This window comes from Microcoleus sp. D3_18_C4, assembly GCF_036702355.1.
GTDB lineage: Bacteria > Cyanobacteriota > Cyanobacteriia > Cyanobacteriales > Microcoleaceae > Microcoleus.
On record NZ_JAUBTF010000011.1, the window covers coordinates 13,283 to 32,939 of the forward strand.

Below are 19,657 nucleotides of genomic sequence, written 5' to 3' on the forward strand. Positions count from 1 at the left end.
CCTAAATTTTAGGTTTAACAGTGAGGTATTCAGCCAGAAACCCGGTTTCTAGCGCAACCTAGGTAAGTCCTGACTAATATTTTTTAACTTGTGAAAACCGCCAATTTCGGGCGAACCGAATTTGCTCCCGCACAAGCTTGCGTCCGCCTGCGAGGACTGAAAGAAAGAATAAAGCAGGTAAATCAAGGGAAATTGCTGTGATATCCTAACAAAAGCCATATCTGCATAAAATAAGTAATTTAGATGACCGCAACAGATTCTGCTAAGCACCAAAAATCCAAAGCCCTCAAACCGGGTAGCCGCCGCCCCGCTAAAGAACTGTGCAGCGAGTGCGGTTTGTGCGATACATATTACATCCATTATGTCAAGGAATCTTGTGCTTTCTTAACACAGCATATTGCAGAACTGGAAGAAGAGATTCACGGGCGATCGCGCAATCTCGACAATCCCGACGATTGGTATTTCGGAGTCAGTCAAAACATGATGGCGGCTCGTAAAAAAGAGCCGATCGAGGGTGCTCAATGGACGGGAATCGTCAGCACAATTGCCATTGAAATGCTCGAAAAAGGAATTGTAGAAGGCGTTGTTTGCGTCCAAAATACTAAGGAAGACCGCTTTCAGCCGATGCCGATTATTGCTAGAAATCGTGAAGAGATTCTGGCTGCAAAAGTAAACAAACCCACTCTCTCCCCAAATCTTTCAGTATTAGAACAAATTGAACAATCAGGGATGAAGCGGCTGTTAGTAATTGGCGTCGGCTGTCAAATTCAAGCCTTGCGAACAGTCGAGAAAAAACTCGGTTTAGAAAAGCTCTACGTTTTGGGAACTCCCTGTGTTGATAATGTCAGCCGCGCGGGCTTGCAGAAATTCCTAGATACGACTAGCCGTTCTCCCGAAACAGTTGTATCTTATGAGTTTATGCAAGACTTTAACGTTCACTTCAAACACGAAGATGGTTCGGAAGAAAAAGTGCCGTTTTTTGGCTTGAATACTAAAGAATTGAAAGATGTTTTTGCTCCTTCTTGTTTGAGCTGTTTTGATTATGTCAATTCTTTAGCAGATTTAGTTGTGGGCTACATGGGCGCACCTTTTGGTTGGCAGTGGATTGTAGTGCGAAATGACACCGGGCAAGAAATGTTAGATTTGGTAACGGATCAGCTTAATACTCAGCCCGTGATGTCTAAGGGAAACCGAAAAGAAGCCGTTCAGCAAAGCATTCCGGCTTATGAAAAAGGAGTGACATTGCCGATGTGGGCGGCGAAGTTAATGGGAGTTTTTATTGAGAGAATTGGGCCGAAGGGTTTGGAATATGCTCGGTTTTCGATTGATTCTCATTTCACTCGCAATTATCTGTACGTGAAGCGGAATTACCCGGAGAAATTAGAGGCTCATGTGCCGGAATATGCTAAGCGGATTGTCGGGCAGTATAAGTTACCAGATGTGTAAACTTCTAGGGTGCGTTAGTCAGGAGTTGTTGGATTATTGAAAAAATAACGCTAACTGACGCACCCTGGTACTCAAGGATAGCAAAAGATAGAAAACAAATGCACTTGGGAAACATCGAATTATGGAATCGCAGAACGTTAACTAGACTGGCTATCCTTAGTACGATCTTAATTAGTCTGATTAGTGGGATATGGTTGAGTATGATTGCAATGCCAGGGAAAAGCTACAGCGGGACAATTCCCCCTTTAACAGCACAGGAAATCTCGCTCCGAGATGCTTTACAGCGCGATGTAGAAAAGCTCTCTGGTGAAATCGGAGAGCGCAATTTTATACAATATCAAAAATTTGGAGAAGCTGCTGACTTTCTCGAAGCATCTTTTCAAGCTGCTGGCTATAAAGTTGAACGGCAAGGATATAAAATTGATGATAAATTTTATTATAACATAGAAGTGGAGATTCCAGGGGGAAAAAAGGCAGATGAAATAGTTGTAATTGGAGCACATTATGATTCTGTGGTGGGGAGTCCAGGGGCAAATGATAACGCAACTGGGGCGGCGGGAGTGCTGGCTTTAGCGAGAATGTTTGCAGGTAAAAAGCCTGAAAAGACTGTGCGTTTTGTTGAGTTTGTGAATGAGGAGCCGCCTTTTTTCTGGACTGCTGATATGGGGAGTTTGGTTTATGCCAAAAGATGCAGAGAGCGTAATGAAAAAATTGTTTCGATGCTCAGTTTAGAAACAATTGGTTATTACTCAGATGCCAAAAACAGCCATAAATATCCAGCACCATTAAACCTTTTTTATCCTACATCGGGAAATTTTATCGGATTTATTGGCAATACGTCCTCAAGTAAACTGGTTAGAGAGGCGATCGCATCTTTCCGCCGCCATGCTGAATTTCCCTCGGAAGGTGCAGCAATTCCGGGTGCCATTCCTGGTGTTGGTTGGTCAGATCAATGGTCTTTTTGGCAACATGGTTATCCAGGGCTGATGGTGACAGATACTGCTCCCTATCGCTATCCTTACTATCACACGGCGCAAGATACACCCGATAAGGTTGATTGGGAACGGACGACGAAGGTGATAGCTGGATTGGAGAAAGTTGTGGCAGATTTGGTGGGAGTTGATATTAATTAGTTGCGTAGGATGCCCAGCGGGGAAATATCCTCGCTCGGAACAGAATATCAGGGAAAATGACGCACGTATAAATTAGTATAAGTTGCCTGAGTGAGGTGATTAAGAGAGTTTTTAATAGATGTTTTGCAGGGACACGGTAAGGCAGTGTCTTTGTTGTATATAGTGGAAAAAATTAGAGGTACAAGATTATGATCCTCATAGTTGTACAGAAACACATGAAGTTACCAAAGTCGATCGCACTTACTTGTTGTGTGCTTCTAGCATTATCTGGAAATGGAGTGTCCGCGAAAGCAGCAGAAGTGCGATCGGGAAACAAAACATTTGCTCAATGGTGTCGCGAAAAAGATTCTTTGAGTCCAGAAGCTAAACATACTGTTGATATGCTGTTAAAAATAGCAGGAACTACTGAGTGCGATGAGGGCGATCGCCAACTTTCTAGTATCACAGGAATTAGCTTTACGAAGGAAGGAATCAGCGACATCAAACCGCTAGCATCCTTAACTCACCTGAAGGTTCTCCGGCTTATCAACTGTTCTATCAGCGACATCAAACCGCTAGCATCCTTAACTAACCTGACTTTGCTCAACCTCAGCAGCAATCAAATTAGTGACATCAAACCGCTAGCATCCTTGGTTAACCTGAAAGTGCTCAACATCGGGAACAATCATATCCGCGACATCAAACCGCTAGCATCCTTGACTAACCTGACTGAAATCGTCCTCATCGAAAATCAGATCGATGACATCACACCGCTAGCATCCTTGACTAACCTGAAAGGGCTTTTCCTCCGCAGCAATCAGATTGACGACATCAAGCCACTAGCATCTTTGACTAACCTGGAAGGGATCGATCTCGCTGGCAATCAAATTAGTGACATCAAACCGCTAGCATCTTTGATGAAACTGACTTTTATCGACCTCAGCAGCAATCAGATTAGTGACATCAAATCACTAGCATCCTTGACTAACCTAGAAGGGATTAACCTCAGCTCGAATCAAATCGGTGATATCAAACCGCTAGCATCCTTGACTAATCTGGAAGGGCTATCACTTAACAAGAATGAGCTCGCTGACCTTAAACCGCTAGAATTCTTGACTAAACTGGAGACTCTCTGGCTCAACAACAATCACATCGTTGATATCAAACCGCTAGCATCCTTGACTAAGCTGACTTTACTCTCACTCGAAAACAATCAAATCGGCGACATCAAACCGCTAGCATCTTTCACTAAACTGACAGAACTCTACCTTAGCGGAAATGCGATCGCTCCCAAAACTTGCCCTCTCAAGCCAGAGTCTATCTGTAAGTGGGAACCACAAACTCAACCATAAAACTTTACAGTGACGCCCGATCGCACTTAAATATTTGAGTTACGAACGATAAATTTGCAATTCATCCGAAAAACCCGATCGCCCTTATTGACTAAAAGCGATCGCACACCAACATCCTCCTACAAATCAGCAGCGTGCTGCTTCAATTCATCCAAAGAAACGTATTCCAAAGTCAAGGCGTGAGTCGCAGCCAAAACCACAGGCGGCGCAACTCCTGCATCCATTGCTTCCTTCCACCGAGAAGCGCACAAACACCAGCAATCCCCAGGCTTCAAACCGGGAAAGTTAAATTCGGGAACCGGAGTGCTCAAATCATTTCCGTTCGATTTAGTGAATTGCAAAAACTCTTCTGTCAGTTGAGCACAAACAGTGTGAGCCCCAAAGTCGCCACCACCTGTATTGCATTTGCCGTCCCGATAATATCCTGTCATTGGCGAAGTGCAGCAATTCTCTAACTTTCCGCCCAGCACATTTGTAGCTTCCGTCACCATCGCAACTCCTGAGTAAAACTCTTCGATCTAATTTTACACAAATCGTTGTTTATATATTTTTTTCCATGACAAAGTTGATTAATTTTTGTCCTCTGCATTCTACTTCTTGTTTTCTAATCACAATAAATCCCTGGCTTTCAAAAAAAGGTCGAGCTGTAATGCTGACTTCGGCAAATAACTTGTTAATTCCTAAGTCTTGGGCTTTTGACTCAATGTGTTTTAAAATTAGCCTGCCGACTCCTTGCCTTTGAAAATCTTGAGCACAGAAAAAGCAATCGATATGGCCGCTTGCTTCTAATTCCCCAAAACCTGCAATTTTCTCACCCTCTTCTGCTACGAAAGTAAATTTACTGCTTAAGCTTTTAGTCCAACTTTCGATATCCATATCTGCTGGCGCCCAAGCATCTACTTGTGCTTGTGTGTAATCTCGGATGTTTACTTCGTGTATGGTGTCGTAAAACAGTTGTACAATTTGTTGGGTATCACCGATTTCGTAGGTTCGTACTCTCATAAATTATCTCACTGCGATCGCTTCTTTAATATTAATTTGGGATTTTTAACCGCTTCGGAACGCGGATGGATGTTAGCTTTTACCATTGTGTCTCATTTCTTGCAGCGCGATCGACCCAAATTTTCTCTCCCACCCCTTGACAAACACTCTTACTCTATGTTAACGAATTAGAAGCAAACCTCACTCGAATTAACACTACATTAATCCAGCAGCTTAACGAATAAGCATTGAAACTTATGACAGAAATTGGGCCAGATCCAAACCGACCCTATCCGATGGCCGACCAACGGCGCGTATGCTTCATCAAAAACTTTATTAAATCCCCCAACATTATCGTCGGCGATTACTCATATTACGACGATCCAATAGAACCAGAAAACTTTGAAAGAAATGTACTTTATAATTACGGAAACGATCGATTAATTATTGGCAAATTTTGTGCGATCGCCACCAACGTCAAATTCATAATGAACGGTGCAAATCATAAACTCGACGGAATTTCAACTTATCCTTTTCCGGTCTTTGGGAATGGTTGGGAAACAGCCATGAATTTAGTAATGGAACTGCCAAGTAAAGGCGATACCGTCATTGGCAATGATGTTTGGATCGGCTATGAATCCCTGATTATGCCCGGAGTCAAAATCGGCGACGGTGCCGTCATAGCCGCCAAATCCGTTGTAGTAAAAGACATTCCCCCTTACACTATTGTCGGTGGCAACCCCGCCCATCCAATCAAACAGCGTTTTAGCGATTCTGAAGTTGCACAACTATTAGAAATTCGGTGGTGGGATTGGGAAATCGAGAAGATTTCGCGCAATGTGAGCATAATTATGCAAAACGATATTCAAGCACTCAGCAATGCTGAGTAAACTCTCAAATACAACGGTTTTTAATTAACAAAGTGGAGGTTGGAAAATGTTGAAAATTGCCTACTTAATTTTCTGTATTCTAGGCACGGCTTTGCCCTACTCCCAGTTTGTCCCGTTTCTTTTAGAAGAAGGGTTGAATATTAACGCTTTCTTCGGTGAGTTGTTTGCCAATCAAATTTCCGGTTTTTTCGGCATGGATGTAATAGTGTCATCCCTAGTTTTTGGTACTTTTGTATTTAGCGAAGGTTCGCGTCTCAAAATGAAAAACTTGTGGATTTATATTGCCAGTAACTTACTGGTGGGTGTTTCCCTGGGTTTGCCTTTATTTCTCCTAATGCGGCAGCGCAAACTTGAAGAAACACCTTGAGAGTTTTGTAGTTGTTGGGTTTGGCTTCCGCTAAACCCAACCTACACAATCTAAAAACCCAAAATCAGCGTCAATCTGCGTGCATCTGCGGTTAAAAATCCTCAGATTCTTGCAAAAATCTACTCTTTAATTCAAAACTCAGGGGAGAACAGGGAGCCCCCCTACCCCAAGAGGCCTCGCCCATACCAGTTACTTAGCTGGGCCCACAGCCTCGATCGCATCCTCAAGAGCGATCGATACATGAGTCCAATGACTCCCCCCCTGACAAAAAGCCACGTAAGGCTCCCGCAGAGGCCCGTCAGCCGAAAACTCCGACGTACTCCCATCAATAAAAGTACCCCCAGCCATCACCAACTGACTTTCATAGCCGTGCATCGGAGCCGGCACGGGATCTAAATAGGAACCGACGGGGGAATTTCGCTGAACCGCCCGACAAAAAGCAATTAACTTATCAGCAGAACCGAATTCGATCGCCTGAATCACATCTCGTCTTCTAGCCAAAGGCATAGGATTCACTCGATAACCCAACTTATAAAAAACATAAGCCGTCAAATGATTGCCCTTCATCGCCTCCCCCACACAACCGGGAGCCATAAACAAACCCTGAAACAGCAACCGATTCAAATCAAAAGTTGCGCCGCCGCTGCTGCCAATTCCCGGCGCCGTCAAGCGACAAGTTGCCGCCTCTACTAAATCAGCCCTCCCAGCAACGTAACCTCCAGCAGGGACGATCGTACCCCCCGGATTTTTGATTAAAGAACCAGCCATCAGATCCGCGCCCACAGCAGTAGGTTCGCAATCCTCGACAAACTCGCCGTAACAATTATCAACAAAGCAAATTGTGTTAGGATTCTGATGTTTGACTATGGTGACGATTTTTTTAATCTCAGAAATAGACAAACTCGACCGCCAAGAATAGCCGCAAGAGCGCTGGATAAAAACCAGGCGAGTCTTTGCTGAAATAGTAGAGCTCAATGCCGGCCAATCCAAACTTCCTTCGCGAGTTAGAGGCAACTCACGGTAACTAATGCCAAACTCAATGAGTGAACCTTGACCTTGCCCCCGCAAGCCGATCACTTCTTCTAAAGTATCGTAGGGAGAACCAGCCACTGCCAACATTTCGTCACCAGGACGCAGGATGCCAAAAAGAGCACAGGCGATCGCGTGAGTACCCGAAACAAACTGTACCCGGACAGCCGCGGCCTGGGCCCCTACCACTTCGGCAAACACCCCGTCCAAAGTCTCTCGACCCAAATCATCGTGGCCGTAACCCGTAACCCCTGCAAAATGGTGGACTCCAACCCGGTGGCTCCGAAAAGCTTTTAAGACTCGTTGAAGATTTTGCTTGACTGTAGTGTCAATACCAGAAAAAATCTGAAAGAGTGCCTGTTCTGCTTCCTGTAGCCGTGAAACGCTATTCATCTATACCTCGCTCACCCTTTGCGTGCGCGCTGTTCATTATGGCGTAGATGCGGCCCCTAGTTTGTAAACATAATATATTCATGACGATTGCAACTTCCAAAAAAACTTCTCCTGATTGGCCTGTCGTAGGCTTTATGGCCTTTCTGCACATCGGTGCTTTATTTGCTTTGCTGCCGGGTAATTTTAGCTGGTCTGCGGTTGGGCTAGCAGTATTCCTGCATTGGGTAACAGGTGGTTTAGGAATTACTCTCGGATATCACCGCCTCGTCACCCACCGCAGTTTTCAAACACCGAAATGGCTAGAGTATTTTCTAGTTATTTGCGGTACCCTTTCCTGTGAAGGTGGCCCGATCGACTGGGTAGGAATGCACCGGTTACACCACATACATTCCGACACCGAAACAGATCCCCACGATTCCAATCAAGGCTTCTGGTGGAGCCACATGGGCTGGATGCTCTCGGATCTGCCGATCAGAGTGGAAATCCCCCGCTTTACTAAAGACATCGGCGACGACCCAGTATACAAGTTTCTCCAAGCATATTTTATCCCCATCCAAGTCGTCTTCGGTGTGTTGCTTTATTTATTAGGCGGCTGGTCTTTCGTGGTTTGGGGCGTGTTTATGCGGATCGTGGTGGTGTTCCACTGCACTTGGCTTGTTAACAGCGCTACCCACAAATTTGGCTACCGGACCTACGAGTCGGGCGATCGATCGACCAACTGCTGGTGGGTTGCCCTGCTCACCTACGGCGAAGGCTGGCACAATAACCACCACGCCTTTCAATACTCGGCGCGCCACGGTCTCGAATGGTGGGAAATCGACTTCACCTGGATGACAATTCAACTGCTGCAAGCACTTGGTTTGGCAACCAAAGTGAAATTAGCAGAAAAATAGCATGGGCAATGAGTCATGGGTTGTCGGTCATCAGTTCTGGACTAATGGCTCGTGACCAATGCCTCATCCTGTTTTTGCGAGCGGTATAGGTTGGGTTGAAGTAAGCTCGAATCATCTAGTGCGATCGACCCAACCAAAACCAGAATCAGTTATAATAGATTTGGGAACAAAAAATTTTGTTTAGCATCCAAAATTTTTATTGTTAAGACAAAACGGTAAATTTTTTCAATTCTAATCCAAAATCTATCATTCATTCATTATTTATTAGTTTGGGCAAGTGTTCAACAAAACAGTTCACTACCTCAATCAAAACTTGTATGCGTGAATTCAGCTCGGCATCTCATCAGAAATCAAAAAGAGAATGACAATTGCAACGCAAGAAAAACTCCAATACAATTGGAAGCACGTTATTAGTTTAGCAGGACTTCATATCGGCGCTTTGTTCGCACTGCTACCCAGTAACTTCAATTGGACAGCAGTTGGTTTAACAGTATTCATGCACTGGATAACCGGCGGTCTGGGAATAACTCTCGGATGGCATCGAATGCTCACCCACCGCAGTTTTCAGACACCAAAATTCGTAGAATACTTTCTAGCATTTTGCGGAGCCCTTGCCTGTCAAGGAGGAATAATTGATTGGGTTGGGCTGCACCGATTGCACCACACCAACTCTGACCAAAATGCGCTCGACCCTCACAATGCCCAAAAGGGTTTTTGGTGGAGTCACATCGGCTGGATGCTATATAAAGGTCCAGCTCACGCTGAAATTTCTCGCTGCACAAAAGACATTTCAAGCGACCCGTTTTATCAATTTTTGCAAAATTACTTTCTGCCAATTCAAATCGCCTTTGGCGTCTTGCTTTACTTAGCAGCAGGCTGGCCTTTTGTAGTTTGGGTAATTTTTGTCCGCTTAGTTGCGGTATATCATTGCACTTGGTTTGTTAACAGCGCCACTCACAAATTTGGCTATCGCACTTACGAAACGGAAGATAGTTCCACTAACTGTTGGTGGGTTGCGGTTTTGACTTACGGCGAAGGCTGGCACAACAACCACCACGCTTTTCAATACTCTGCGCGTCACGGTATGAAATGGTGGGAAATTGACTTCACTTGGATGACAATTCAAGTTTTGGAAGCACTAGGTTTGGCTACTAAAGTGAAATTACCAGCCAAGTAGCAGCATGGGGCATGGGGCATGGGGCATAGGGCATGGGGCATAGGGCATGGGGCATTGGTAACAACTCACAAATAACCAACTGTCAACTGCCAACTGTCAACTGCCCACTGCCTAATGAGCCCGTTTTTGCTCGCCCCGGCCACGCAAATATTCCGCTAAAAAGGCCAATCCTCCCGAACCTACTATCAAGAGCACGCTCAAAGCATTAATATCCGGTTTTACTCCAGTCCGAATCCGGCTAAAAATTTCCATCGGCAGAGTTGTAGTCCCGCTACCTGCGGTAAAACTCGCAATCAAAAAATCGTCCATGCTGAGGACAAAAGACAACAGACAACCTGAAACAATTCCGGGTATTAATTGAGGGAGCAAAACCTGAATAAAAGCTTCAACAGGCGTTGCACCCAAATCCAAGGCAGCCTCTTCTAAATACGGGTTTAAATCGGCCAATCTAGTAGAAACAGCTAGGGCGATGTAAGCCAGACAAAACACAATGTGAGCGGCGACAATTGTCCACAAACTCAGAGGAATAGCCAGCGCCGCTAAAAATACCAGAGTAGCAACTGCGGTCGCAATATCTGGAATAATAATCGGCAAGTAGGAGACTCCCTGATATAAACTCTTGCCAGGAAAGCGGTAGCGGGCTAAACCAACGGCCATCAAAGTGCCAAGTACGGCCGAGATTGCAACTGCACAAACAGCAACTGTTAAACTGTTTCTCAGGGCAACTAAAATCCGCGTATCGCTAAATAATTTAACGTACCAATCTAAAGTAAATCCTTCCCAGCCGGCGCTAAAACGCGATTTGTTAAAGCTGTAAAATGTGAGTACCAGGATGGGCAGGTACATATAAAAAAACATCACAACGGCAAATATCACCTGCCAAGAAATCTTAAATTTAGGTTTTAAGTACATATCGGCTTGTATTTCCTCCTGTGGATTTTCGGCTGTCTTTTCCATTTCTCGGTAATCGGTAATTGGTAATTGTTAATTCGTTAGGATTGTTTTCTTTCTTCTTCCATCGGACTGACATCCGTCACATCCGTTACATCCGTTATATAATCCGTTGCCGAACTTCCTTCTTCCTTAAACATCCTAAACTGCATTACGATCGCCATATTTGAGTAAAAGGGCAATTCCGATACTCACTGCAAAGATTAATACCATACTCAGAGCCGAACCCAGCCCCCAATTTTGAGTCGCCCCCAAAAATTGATTGTAAATCAAACGAGCTGCGGTCATACTCGAAGCTCCACCGAGCAACTCTGGATCGACAAAATCGCCCAAACTGCTAATAAATACTAGCAAAGAACCCGCAGCAATTCCCGGCATGGTCTGAGGTACGGTCACTTTCCAGAAAGTTTCCACTGGATTCGCACCCAAATCCTGAGATGCTTCTAGCAACCTGCGGTCTAACTTTTCCAAAGAAGCGTAGAGAATGGTCACTATATAAGGCAAATAACTGTAAGCCATGCCGATTAAAACTGCGGAACTTTGATTAAGCAATTCCAGAGGAGGAATGCCTACAAGTGCCAGCAGCGAGTTGAGAACCCCCGTAGGACGCAGAATTGTAATCCAAGCATACGATCGCAACAGCGAAGAAGTCCACAGCGGCAACACAAACCCTAACAAAGTTAAATTCCGCCACTTTTTCGAGACATTGAGGGCGATCCAGTAAGCGACGGGAAATCCCAGCAGCAAACACAGAATAGTAGTCCCCGTTGCAAAATAGAGCGATCGACCCATCACCTGTAAATTCAGCGGCTCAAACACTCGCAGGTAATTGCCGATTCCCGAAGGATTCACCAAATCTCCTGGCTTAATATTCGGCACCAAACTAAGCTGAAAAATCACCAGGGTTGGTATGACTAATAATAAAAGCAGCAACAAGCCAGAAGGGCCGAGCAATGCCAATGGCCCCGCCCAAGCAGACCAGGGGGAAACAGTTTCAGCCTTCAATGGAGAATTGGGAGGAATAGGAGGGGGAGTTCTAGTTGAAACAGCCATAGATCAATTTTTTTGAGTTTTTAACCGCTGATGAACGCGGATTAACGCGGATATAATACGGATAGAGAGGGCGATATGCTGTGCGGGGGCGAGTTTATGTAAATATTGGGTTTATAATTAGAGATCTCCTGTAAAACCCGCCCTTGGTTTGATGATTAGCCGCTGGTTAATTGAGTCCAATAGCGATCGTACACTTCCATAAATTTCCCTACCGGAGCCACACCTTCGCACTTTTTCAAAATATCTTCCGAAGGGAAAAGAATCTCGTTTTCGCGGACTTCCGGCGTCAACAAACTAAAAGCATCTTCCGAAGGAGTTGAAAAACTGAGCCGTTCTACTAAAGAAGCAGCGACATCGGCTTGCAGCAAAAAGTTAATCCATTTATAAGCTGCTTCGGGATTGGGAGCACCTTGAGGAATTACTAAAGTGTCAGTCCACAGAGAAGAACCACTTTTGGGGACGACATACTTCAATTTATCGTTATCTGCAATTACTTCATTAGCATCAGAAGAATAACACATAGCTACTTTCAAATCCCCCGTCAGCATTTGAGGCCGCCAAGCATCAGTAGTAAAAGATGCGATCGCCGGTTTGAGTTCCACCAACTTTTCGTAAGCTTGTTTAACTTGCTCTTGGTTCGTAGAATTCAGAGAATAGCCCAGCATCCGCAACGCAGCGCCCATGACTTCTCGAACATCACTCGCCAGCGTCATTCGCTTTGCTAACTCCTGTTTGTGCTGCCACAAATAGTCCCAATCTTCAGGCTCTTCTTTGAGTTGTTCGCTGTTGTAAATTAAGCCTGTGGTTCCCCAACTCAAAGGCACGCTGTAGCGGTTTCCTGGGTCATAAACAGGGTTTTGGAACTGTTTTTTGAGCCGATCGAGCCCGCCCAAAATCGAGTGGTCTAATGGGCTCAACAGTCCGAGTTCCGTCATTTGAACCACCATGTAATCAGATGGGTAAATGATGCTGTAGGCGCGGGCGCCACCGGCTTGAACTCTCGCCAGCATTTCTTCGTTGGAGCTAAACACGTCGGCCACTACGCGAATGCCAGTTTTTTCGGCAAAGCGATCGAGCAAAGCGTTATCGGTATAGCCTGCCCAAGTATAGATGAAAAGTTGGTCGGCAGCACCTTTGACGGGAGGAGCAGATTGTACGTCTGCAAGTCGCCAGCCACAACTCGAAACAGCTAACCCGGAAATTGTCGCCGCCGAATTTTTTAGGAACTGACGGCGTGTAGAATTAGCCGGGGAAATCCTGGAAATTGGTAAGTTAGTCGGAGGCACAGTTCGATTTTAGATTTTAGATTTTAGATTTTAGATTTTAGATTTGGAGATTGAAGATTGGGGAATTGGTAATTGGGAATTTGTAATCGGGAATTGGGAATAGTCCTATGTTATTTGTTAGGAAAACCAACCACCAACTAATAACCAATGACTAATGACTAATACCAACTACCAACTGCCAACTGACTAATTCCGATCGGTCAAAGCGAGACAATCAGTAGTTCCCCAATAAGCGTAAATCGGCGTGTGCGGATCTGGGAAAGACCCGCCGGTATTTGGCTGGCGCACAGTAATTTTATCGCCCGACGCCAACTCAACCACGTAATGAACGTGCGTGCCCATGTACATAGTATTTTTGAGCCGCCCTTCAAAACAGTTGACCGACACTTCCGGCTGGTAGAGATTCAAATATACTTTTTCCGGCCGAACGCTTACTACAACAGAGTCGCCTGTGACACCATTCCACATATCCGACTGCTGAACGACTATTTTCAGATTGGCTGATGTGCGAACTGTGATAGTCGATCGGTCGATCGATTCTACCGTACCAGCAAACAAATTCGTATCGCCAATAAAATCGGCCACAAAAGCCGTCTGCGGACACTCATAAATTTCTTCAGGAGAGCCAATTTGCTCAATCCTCCCCTCGTGCATCACCGCAATTCGGTCAGACAGACTCATCGCCTCTTCTTGGTCGTGAGTCACCATCACAAAAGTCAAACCCAATTCTTGATGCAAATTCGACAGTTCCAACTGCATCTGCTTCCGCAACTTCAAATCCAGGGCACCCAGAGGTTCGTCCAGCAGCAAAACCGCCGGTCTATTTACCAGAGCTCTCGCCAAAGCCACCCGCTGCTGCTGGCCGCCCGACATTTGACCGGGAAACCTGTTGGCGAAAGATTCCATTTTCACCAATTGCAAAACTTCCCGTACCCGTTCTTCTATTTCTGCTTTACCCAGCTTTTTGATCCGCAATCCAAAAGCGATATTGTCCCAGACATTCATGTGTCCGAACAAAGCATAGCTTTGAAACACAGTATTTACCGGACGGCGGTAAGCTGGAGTGTTGGTCATCGACTGGCCACGAATCATCAATTCGCCCGCCGAGGGAGTCTCGAACCCAGCGATTAAGCGCAGGGTCGTAGTCTTGCCGCAGCCACTCGGCCCGAGGATGCTAAAAAATTCTCCTTGGCGGATGTTGAGGTCTACTCCGCGGACTGCGGTTTCGCCATTAAATACCTTAAATACCTTGCGGAGTTCAACGTCAAGCGCTGTATCCGTTGCTGTCGTACCTTGGTTGAGTGCTGTCTGAAACATATTCGCCCTTTCCTGGGGGTAATGCACGCCACTTAAATACAGTTTAAGTTTAGACTTTTCTGTATTTTAGGTGAGGAATGTTGGATGTAACAGGTTTTGGGATTTGTTCTTTAAATTCTATCCCAGAGTGCACCATTGTCAGCAACAGGCTTTCGGGCCTGTTTCAGAAGAAAATTCACTCTTTGTGAAACAGGCCCGAAAGCCTGTTCATAAAAGGCTTATTGAGAATGGTGCAACATCTCAGATCAACTGGGCATCTATTTATTCTCTGGACTTGGCGTGGGAGAGGGTTTTTGCGGTTTCTCTGTTTTGGGTTCTTCTGCTTTTTTCCACTCTGACAAAGGTCGCTGGACGGCATTTTTAAAGTCAAAAGGCACTAGCAGCACGGGCAAATTTTGGGCGGAATTTTGAGGGGGCGCTTCCGGCGGATTGGCTTGAGCGTACAAGAAGCGGCCGCTAAAGTCTGTTTTGCCTAAAACTAGGCGGTGAGTTTCCTGGTTGTCCAGTTTTACTGTGACTGTAGCTTGGGGTTGGTCGAGACCGAATTCTGGCAGTTGAGCAGCAGTAGTATTAATCGTGCGATCGCTCTTTCCTGTTGCCAGCCTGTCTAGCAAAAAATCCACAGATGCCTGACTTGCGTGTGCTTGCACTGGCAATTTCATTTCCCAGCTAGACTTGCCTCCTTTTGTAGCATAAACTCGCTCAAAAGTCAATATTTTTTCGGGAGTTTTGACTGTAAAGAATTGTATGCGATCGGAGTTAAAAGCAAAAATTTTCTGTTTTTCTTCCTTAGCTGCTTCCTGTTTCGGAGATACTTGCATCTCGAATAAAGCAACCAGCCCAGTCATGCTCAACGCGACGGCTATCAATACTAATGTATTTTTCTGCAATTTCATAATAACTGAGAATTGGGCATTGGGCATTGGGCATTGGGCCTTGTTGACTGTTGACTGTTGATTAATGTTATTGGTTATTTGTTATTAGCCACAGCAAAGGATTAACAAATGACCAGTGACAACAGTCAACTGACAACTGCCAACTGACAACAGTCAACAGTCAACTAACTTATCTTCTCTTCCACCAGATAGCGCCGCCAATTCCCAGTCCGAGTAAAGGCCACATTAGCCAAGCTAACACCAGCAATCCTACTTGGAGGGCAGTCATGTTAATGCGGCGGTTAGTAGCTTTTTTCGGACTGATAGAAAAGCTTTGCTGGTCTGGTTTACTCAACCAACTGACTGAATTGAGAAACACGTCGCTATTGAGTTGTTGGTCAAACCAACCGTTAGTCACAAATTGAGATGTGCCAATTACTACCATTCGCGATGTTTTTCTAGGAGTTGAAGGCGCGGAAGGAGTTGCGGTTGGACTGGGAGATGCTGTGGGGGATGCTGCGGGTGTTGGTGTTGGCGAACTTTCTGCCGGTTCTGTGGGAGATGCTGTGGGAGATGCTGCCGGTGTTGGCGAAGTCGTCGGTAATGCTGGAGGCGTTGCTTCTTGCGAGACAATCACCGAATAGCTGATTGGGGAAGCTGTTGGCGAAGTTGTCGGTGATGGTGAATCTATCGGCGATGGCGAAGTTGTCGGCGATGGCGAAGTTGTCGGTGAGGGTGAATCTGTCGGTGATGGCGAAGTTGTCGGCGATGGCGAGTCGGTCGGCGATGGGGAAGTTGTTGGCGATGGGGAAGTTGTCGGTGATGGGGAAGTTGTCGGTGATGGGGAAGTTGTCGGCGATGGTGAAGTTGTCGGCGATGGCGAGTCGGTCGGCGATAGTGAATCTGTCGGCGATGCTTGGGGTGAAGGCGATGGCGTTGCCGGTGATGCTTGGGGTGAAGGCGAGGGCGAAGTTGGTGTTGGTGAAGGTGAGGGCTTTAAGGGAGTGCTGTCAGTGGACGATCGAACTAAAGCTACACCTAATAATAGCGGGCCTTGTCGATCGGTCTTCTGATCAAACTCCAATTTCTTAGTCGTCAAATCGCTTTCCGCCCAACTTTCCTGACTCGTCCAAATCAGTGGTTTTTCCTCTATCCCTTGTACTGGCGAGGTTTCCAAAGCACGCGCAAATGGATAAAATGAAATACCGTTGCCAAAACTTTGAGTAATCGGATGTTCGCCGTAGCGCCTGACTGTGGGAACCGTGGGGCCCAGGCCAAATCTTTGACCAGTGCCCGAAGCATCAATGGCCAAACGGGCGTCTAGTTTGACGCCCCATTCTTGCAGCAATTTGTCCAATCCCGTATCAATTGCCGGGTCTACCATTAACAATAAACTGCCGCCGCGATCGAGATAAGCTCTTAGTGCTTTAATTTCTGTATCGGAAAACGGTTTGTCCTGGCCGGGAACGATTAAAGCATCTGCATCTTCTGGCACTTCTTTGCGTTCGGTCAAATTCAGCGTTTGGACGTTGTAGTATTTATCTTTCAAAGCTTTTTCAGCTTGCTGAATTCCGCCTTGACCTTCCTGTAGCGGGCGGGCTCCTTTGCCTTGCAAAAAGTAAACTCTAGCAACGCGAGTGTTCAGGATTTCTTCTAAGCCATTGGTAAGTTTTATCTCTGAAAGACCTTGATTTGGGTCGCTACCAAAAGCAGTGCCACCTTTTTGCAGTACCTGTTTTCTGTCGCCGGATTGCAGGTAAACTTCTCCGATGCTAGTAATACTAAATTCCCGCGCTTTTCCAGGTTGGGCCTGCGGGTCAACAAACTCAAATTGGAATTTTTCGCCTCCCTCGCGTTTGTAGCTTTGCAGCAATTCTTTAATTTGGGGATTTTGGATGGGGTCAAATACCCAAACTTTGACTGTTTGTTGCAGGTTTCGCAGTATTTGTTGAGTCTGCGGGGCAAGGGTAAATTGTTGGCTTTCGGTTAAGTCGATGCGGACGGGATAGCGAACGGCTATGAAGTTAATTACTCCGAGTATCACAAAGACGGCGAGGGTAGCAATCAGGGCGTTGGTGCTGGCTTGAGTGGAACGCTGCCCCCAAAAGCTTTGTTCGTAACTCAAATATAGCAGCCAAAGTGCGATCGTCACTGCTCCGGCAATAACTAAACCGACTGTCAGGGGGTCCCATACTCCAGATACAAGTGCTGCTGTTACCCCCGCTGCGATGAGGAGGGGGCCCAGCAAAAAAACATATTTCCAATTTGTTTTGCTAATTTTCATAACGTAAATAATTGAGGGGAAAATTTCCGGGTCGAGGATGTTATTCTATATCGCATTAGCCTGCAACCATGCTGTTAAATCTGACGGCTTGTTGAAATCCAGCACGGCATCTCCTAGTTCTTCTAATTGTTCTACGCCTAATTGACGGATGCAGTTTTCGGTTTCCGGTTGTATTGTGCCTAAACGCCGCACTAGCTGACGCAATATTAACGAGAGTTGAGCGGTTTTTGTCACCTGTTCTCTTGCTATCTCTATGGCAATCTGCTGGTCTTCTATCCACAGTTCTTGCTGGTGCAATTCATTTAATTCTTCCTGAGTGAAGTTTTCCTTGCTGGCAATTCTAAAAGCTTTCTGAATTTCGGGAACGGCACTGAGTGTTTCTGGTACTGTCTCCAGAGTGCTGGTATTTTCGAGAAAGTAAATCCATTGCTCTGCGGTTGTTTCTAATTCTGCTAATTCCTTGTTAAATTTTGGCAGTTCGATAAATACTAATTCTATTGCAGTATCTGGACACTCAAACTGTTGCTCTTTTTCTTGAAAAACAAACCGTGACATAAATTCCGGCTGATTTTCAAACATTTCAAAGTCGGCAATTTTCAAGGAAATTACTGTTTTTAGTCTTTCGTAACGTTCTTTGCCTGTTAATTGTTGGCTGTAGCTTTTGGCAGCGTTGTACAAAACTCTGTTCCCAAAAGAAGGCACGTTTATCAGTTGAAGTTCAACTAGGGCGATTCTGCCGCCGTTAATTGTGGCTTTGACATCTAGGTGTGTGTCTTGGGTAGCTAGAGTTTGAGGTTCTGGTTGGGAGTCGATTATTTCTAAGTCTTCGATGACCGGCTGTGCTTCATAAAGGATGGCGTTTAAAAAATTAATCAGGATGTCTTTGCTGTCGCTGGAACCGAATATTTTTTTGAACGCAAAGTCGATTTTTGGATTGATAAATCTCATTATTTCAAGAAATTAGTGGAATAACTAACATTAATTGGGGATGGGAATGGGGAATTGGGCATTGGGAATTGGGCATTGGGAATTGGGAATTGGTGGTGTTTCCTTTAATGTGCAACTATCCAAATCTCCTACTTTCCCACTCTTTCCTCTTTATTCCCCGAAGCCTTCCCTGATGTTTTTAAGAACGCTGATATCGCAGCGCATCGATGGATTGGGCGGTCAGAAATACTCCTAAAATGATGTAACTGGCAAACATAATTAAACTGCTGGTATCGAAAACTCCCTTGACAAGATTGGTGTAATTTGTTAGGAGCGACAAATGTCCTAATGCTGTGCCGAAGGGGCCACCGATACTGACGGCGACTGCATCGATCACCCACAGAAATAATACTAGAGTGAAGGTGAGGATGGCGGATAAAATTGTGCTATCGGTGAGGGAGGAAATAAACATTCCGAGCGACAATACTCCTGCTGCTAGTAATATTAAGCCGCCGTGTCCTAGCAGAAGAACTCCGGGGGGTACGGGTGGGGTTGAGGAACTGAGGGCGATCGCCTCGCAGAACAGCAGGGGCAGCAACATTGTCGTATAAAATGTTAAAACTCCCAGGAGTTTGCCGGTAGCAACTGCCCAGTTTGTTAAGGGCGATGTGGCTAATAGTTCTAAGGTGCCGCGTTTGCGTTCTTCTGCGTAAAGTCCCATTGAGAGTGCGGGTAGTACGAACAACGAAAGGGAACCCATGATTCGCAGGAATAGTTGTAGGAATTCGTAGGCTACGTCGATGGGAGGTTCGGTAATTCCCATTTGGTCTCGCTGGCCGATTTGGGGAATTAACCCGTCGGGGGCGAGGAGGATAGCTATTAAAAAGTAGCCGGTGATTAGCCAAAAGACTGCTGCGATGGCATAGGCTAATGGCGAGGCAAAATAGCTTTGTAGTTCTTTGCGGTAAATTGCGATAATATTACTAAGCATTACTAACCTTTAGGAATTGGAAATGGGTAATTGGCCATTGGTAATTGGTTCATTCTGAGTCGCCTGCAGGTGGTGTTTCGCTGCCGTCGCTATCCTGTTGCTTTCTTTCTATTTGTCGCTTTCTAGTAATAGCTGGCTGTTCTGGTCGAGAATCGCTAGTTGGTTGTGGCTTTTTTTTAAGTGGCCGTTTTTTTACAACTGCTTCAGATTCTGGTTGAGAACGTTCGATCGACTTTGGTGTATCTAAAATCGGTTCGGATTCTGGTTGAGAACGTTCGATCGACTTTGGCGCATCTAAAATCGGTTCGGGTTCTGGTTGAGAAGGTTGGTTCG

Annotated in this window: 19 protein-coding genes; 7 read left to right on the forward strand and 12 right to left on the reverse strand. The window is 45.6% G+C overall.

Annotated features, from left to right (window positions below; genetic code table 11):
* Positions 1 to 243 precede the first annotated feature (243 nt).
* The 3 genes from QUA90_RS07730 to QUA90_RS07740 all read left to right on the forward strand — a co-directional run bounded on the left by QUA90_RS07730 (position 244) and on the right by QUA90_RS07740 (position 3,910).
* On the forward strand, positions 244 to 1,446 hold the full coding sequence (locus QUA90_RS07730) for a Coenzyme F420 hydrogenase/dehydrogenase, beta subunit C-terminal domain (RefSeq protein WP_333438414.1): 1,203 nt from the start codon (positions 244 to 246) through the stop codon (positions 1,444 to 1,446).
* Between the two features lie 98 nt (positions 1,447 to 1,544).
* Positions 1,545 to 2,579, forward strand: a complete 1,035-nt coding sequence (locus QUA90_RS07735) for a M28 family peptidase (protein WP_333444744.1) — start codon at positions 1,545 to 1,547, stop codon at positions 2,577 to 2,579.
* Between the two features lie 215 nt (positions 2,580 to 2,794).
* Positions 2,795 to 3,910 (forward strand): leucine-rich repeat protein, encoded by a 1,116-nt coding sequence (locus tag QUA90_RS07740; RefSeq protein WP_333389172.1) that lies wholly within the window; start codon positions 2,795 to 2,797, stop codon positions 3,908 to 3,910.
* 119 nt (positions 3,911 to 4,029) lie between these two features.
* Here the strand turns inward: QUA90_RS07740 and QUA90_RS07745 are convergent, their stop codons facing one another.
* Positions 4,030 to 4,401, reverse strand: coding sequence for a DUF2237 domain-containing protein (locus QUA90_RS07745; RefSeq protein ID WP_333109180.1), 372 nt, complete (start codon positions 4,399 to 4,401; stop codon positions 4,030 to 4,032).
* 49 nt (positions 4,402 to 4,450) lie between these two features.
* Entirely contained in the window at positions 4,451 to 4,912 is a 462-nt protein-coding gene (locus tag QUA90_RS07750; protein ID WP_333328648.1) for a GNAT family N-acetyltransferase, read from the reverse strand.
* A 236-nt stretch (positions 4,913 to 5,148) separates the two neighbouring features.
* Here QUA90_RS07750 and QUA90_RS07755 point away from each other — a divergent pair, with 236 nt between their 5' ends.
* Together QUA90_RS07755 and QUA90_RS07760 are read left to right on the forward strand one after the other, a co-directional pair.
* Entirely contained in the window at positions 5,149 to 5,781 is a 633-nt protein-coding gene (locus QUA90_RS07755) for a Vat family streptogramin A O-acetyltransferase (protein WP_333328645.1), read from the forward strand.
* Between the two features lie 46 nt (positions 5,782 to 5,827).
* Positions 5,828 to 6,148, forward strand: coding sequence for a DUF2834 domain-containing protein (locus QUA90_RS07760; RefSeq protein ID WP_333328642.1), 321 nt, complete (start codon positions 5,828 to 5,830; stop codon positions 6,146 to 6,148).
* Between the two features lie 189 nt (positions 6,149 to 6,337).
* On the opposite strand, the gene QUA90_RS07765 is transcribed toward QUA90_RS07760, so the two are convergent.
* The gene (locus tag QUA90_RS07765; RefSeq protein WP_333328639.1) at positions 6,338 to 7,570 is read right to left on the reverse strand and encodes a methionine gamma-lyase family protein; all 1,233 of its coding nucleotides are present in this window, start codon (positions 7,568 to 7,570) and stop codon (positions 6,338 to 6,340) included.
* 80 nt (positions 7,571 to 7,650) lie between these two features.
* Here QUA90_RS07765 and QUA90_RS07770 point away from each other — a divergent pair, with 80 nt between their 5' ends.
* Both QUA90_RS07770 and QUA90_RS07775 read left to right on the forward strand, forming a co-directional pair.
* On the forward strand, positions 7,651 to 8,463 hold the full coding sequence (locus QUA90_RS07770) for an acyl-CoA desaturase (RefSeq protein ID WP_333085096.1): 813 nt from the start codon (positions 7,651 to 7,653) through the stop codon (positions 8,461 to 8,463).
* 361 nt (positions 8,464 to 8,824) lie between these two features.
* Entirely contained in the window at positions 8,825 to 9,640 is an 816-nt protein-coding gene (locus QUA90_RS07775) for a fatty acid desaturase (RefSeq protein WP_333085095.1), read from the forward strand.
* Positions 9,641 to 9,751: 111 nt separating this feature from the next.
* On the opposite strand, the gene QUA90_RS07780 is transcribed toward QUA90_RS07775, so the two are convergent.
* From QUA90_RS07780 to QUA90_RS07820, 9 genes are all read right to left on the reverse strand, one after another.
* A complete protein-coding gene (locus QUA90_RS07780; RefSeq protein ID WP_333085094.1) occupies positions 9,752 to 10,597 on the reverse strand; it encodes an ABC transporter permease in 846 nt (281 codons plus the stop codon).
* 135 nt (positions 10,598 to 10,732) lie between these two features.
* On the reverse strand, positions 10,733 to 11,644 hold the full coding sequence (locus QUA90_RS07785) for an ABC transporter permease (RefSeq protein WP_333389174.1): 912 nt from the start codon (positions 11,642 to 11,644) through the stop codon (positions 10,733 to 10,735).
* A 155-nt stretch (positions 11,645 to 11,799) separates the two neighbouring features.
* Entirely contained in the window at positions 11,800 to 12,930 is a 1,131-nt protein-coding gene (locus QUA90_RS07790; protein WP_333085092.1) for a spermidine/putrescine ABC transporter substrate-binding protein, read from the reverse strand.
* Between the two features lie 186 nt (positions 12,931 to 13,116).
* On the reverse strand, positions 13,117 to 14,247 hold the full coding sequence (locus QUA90_RS07795) for an ABC transporter ATP-binding protein (protein WP_333085091.1): 1,131 nt from the start codon (positions 14,245 to 14,247) through the stop codon (positions 13,117 to 13,119).
* Positions 14,248 to 14,504: 257 nt separating this feature from the next.
* Positions 14,505 to 15,170, reverse strand: coding sequence for a DUF4340 domain-containing protein (locus QUA90_RS07800; protein ID WP_333328627.1), 666 nt, complete (start codon positions 15,168 to 15,170; stop codon positions 14,505 to 14,507).
* A 142-nt stretch (positions 15,171 to 15,312) separates the two neighbouring features.
* Complete coding sequence (locus QUA90_RS07805) at positions 15,313 to 17,406, reverse strand: Gldg family protein (RefSeq protein WP_333444747.1); 2,094 nt, start codon at positions 17,404 to 17,406, stop codon at positions 15,313 to 15,315.
* Positions 17,407 to 17,451: 45 nt separating this feature from the next.
* A complete protein-coding gene (locus tag QUA90_RS07810; RefSeq protein WP_333328621.1) occupies positions 17,452 to 18,354 on the reverse strand; it encodes an Rpn family recombination-promoting nuclease/putative transposase in 903 nt (300 codons plus the stop codon).
* Between the two features lie 178 nt (positions 18,355 to 18,532).
* Positions 18,533 to 19,324, reverse strand: coding sequence for an ABC transporter permease (locus QUA90_RS07815; RefSeq protein WP_333078787.1), 792 nt, complete (start codon positions 19,322 to 19,324; stop codon positions 18,533 to 18,535).
* Positions 19,325 to 19,373: 49 nt separating this feature from the next.
* Positions 19,374 to 19,657 (reverse strand): hypothetical protein (locus tag QUA90_RS07820; protein WP_333444749.1); only part of this gene is annotated, 284 nt, incomplete at its 5' end.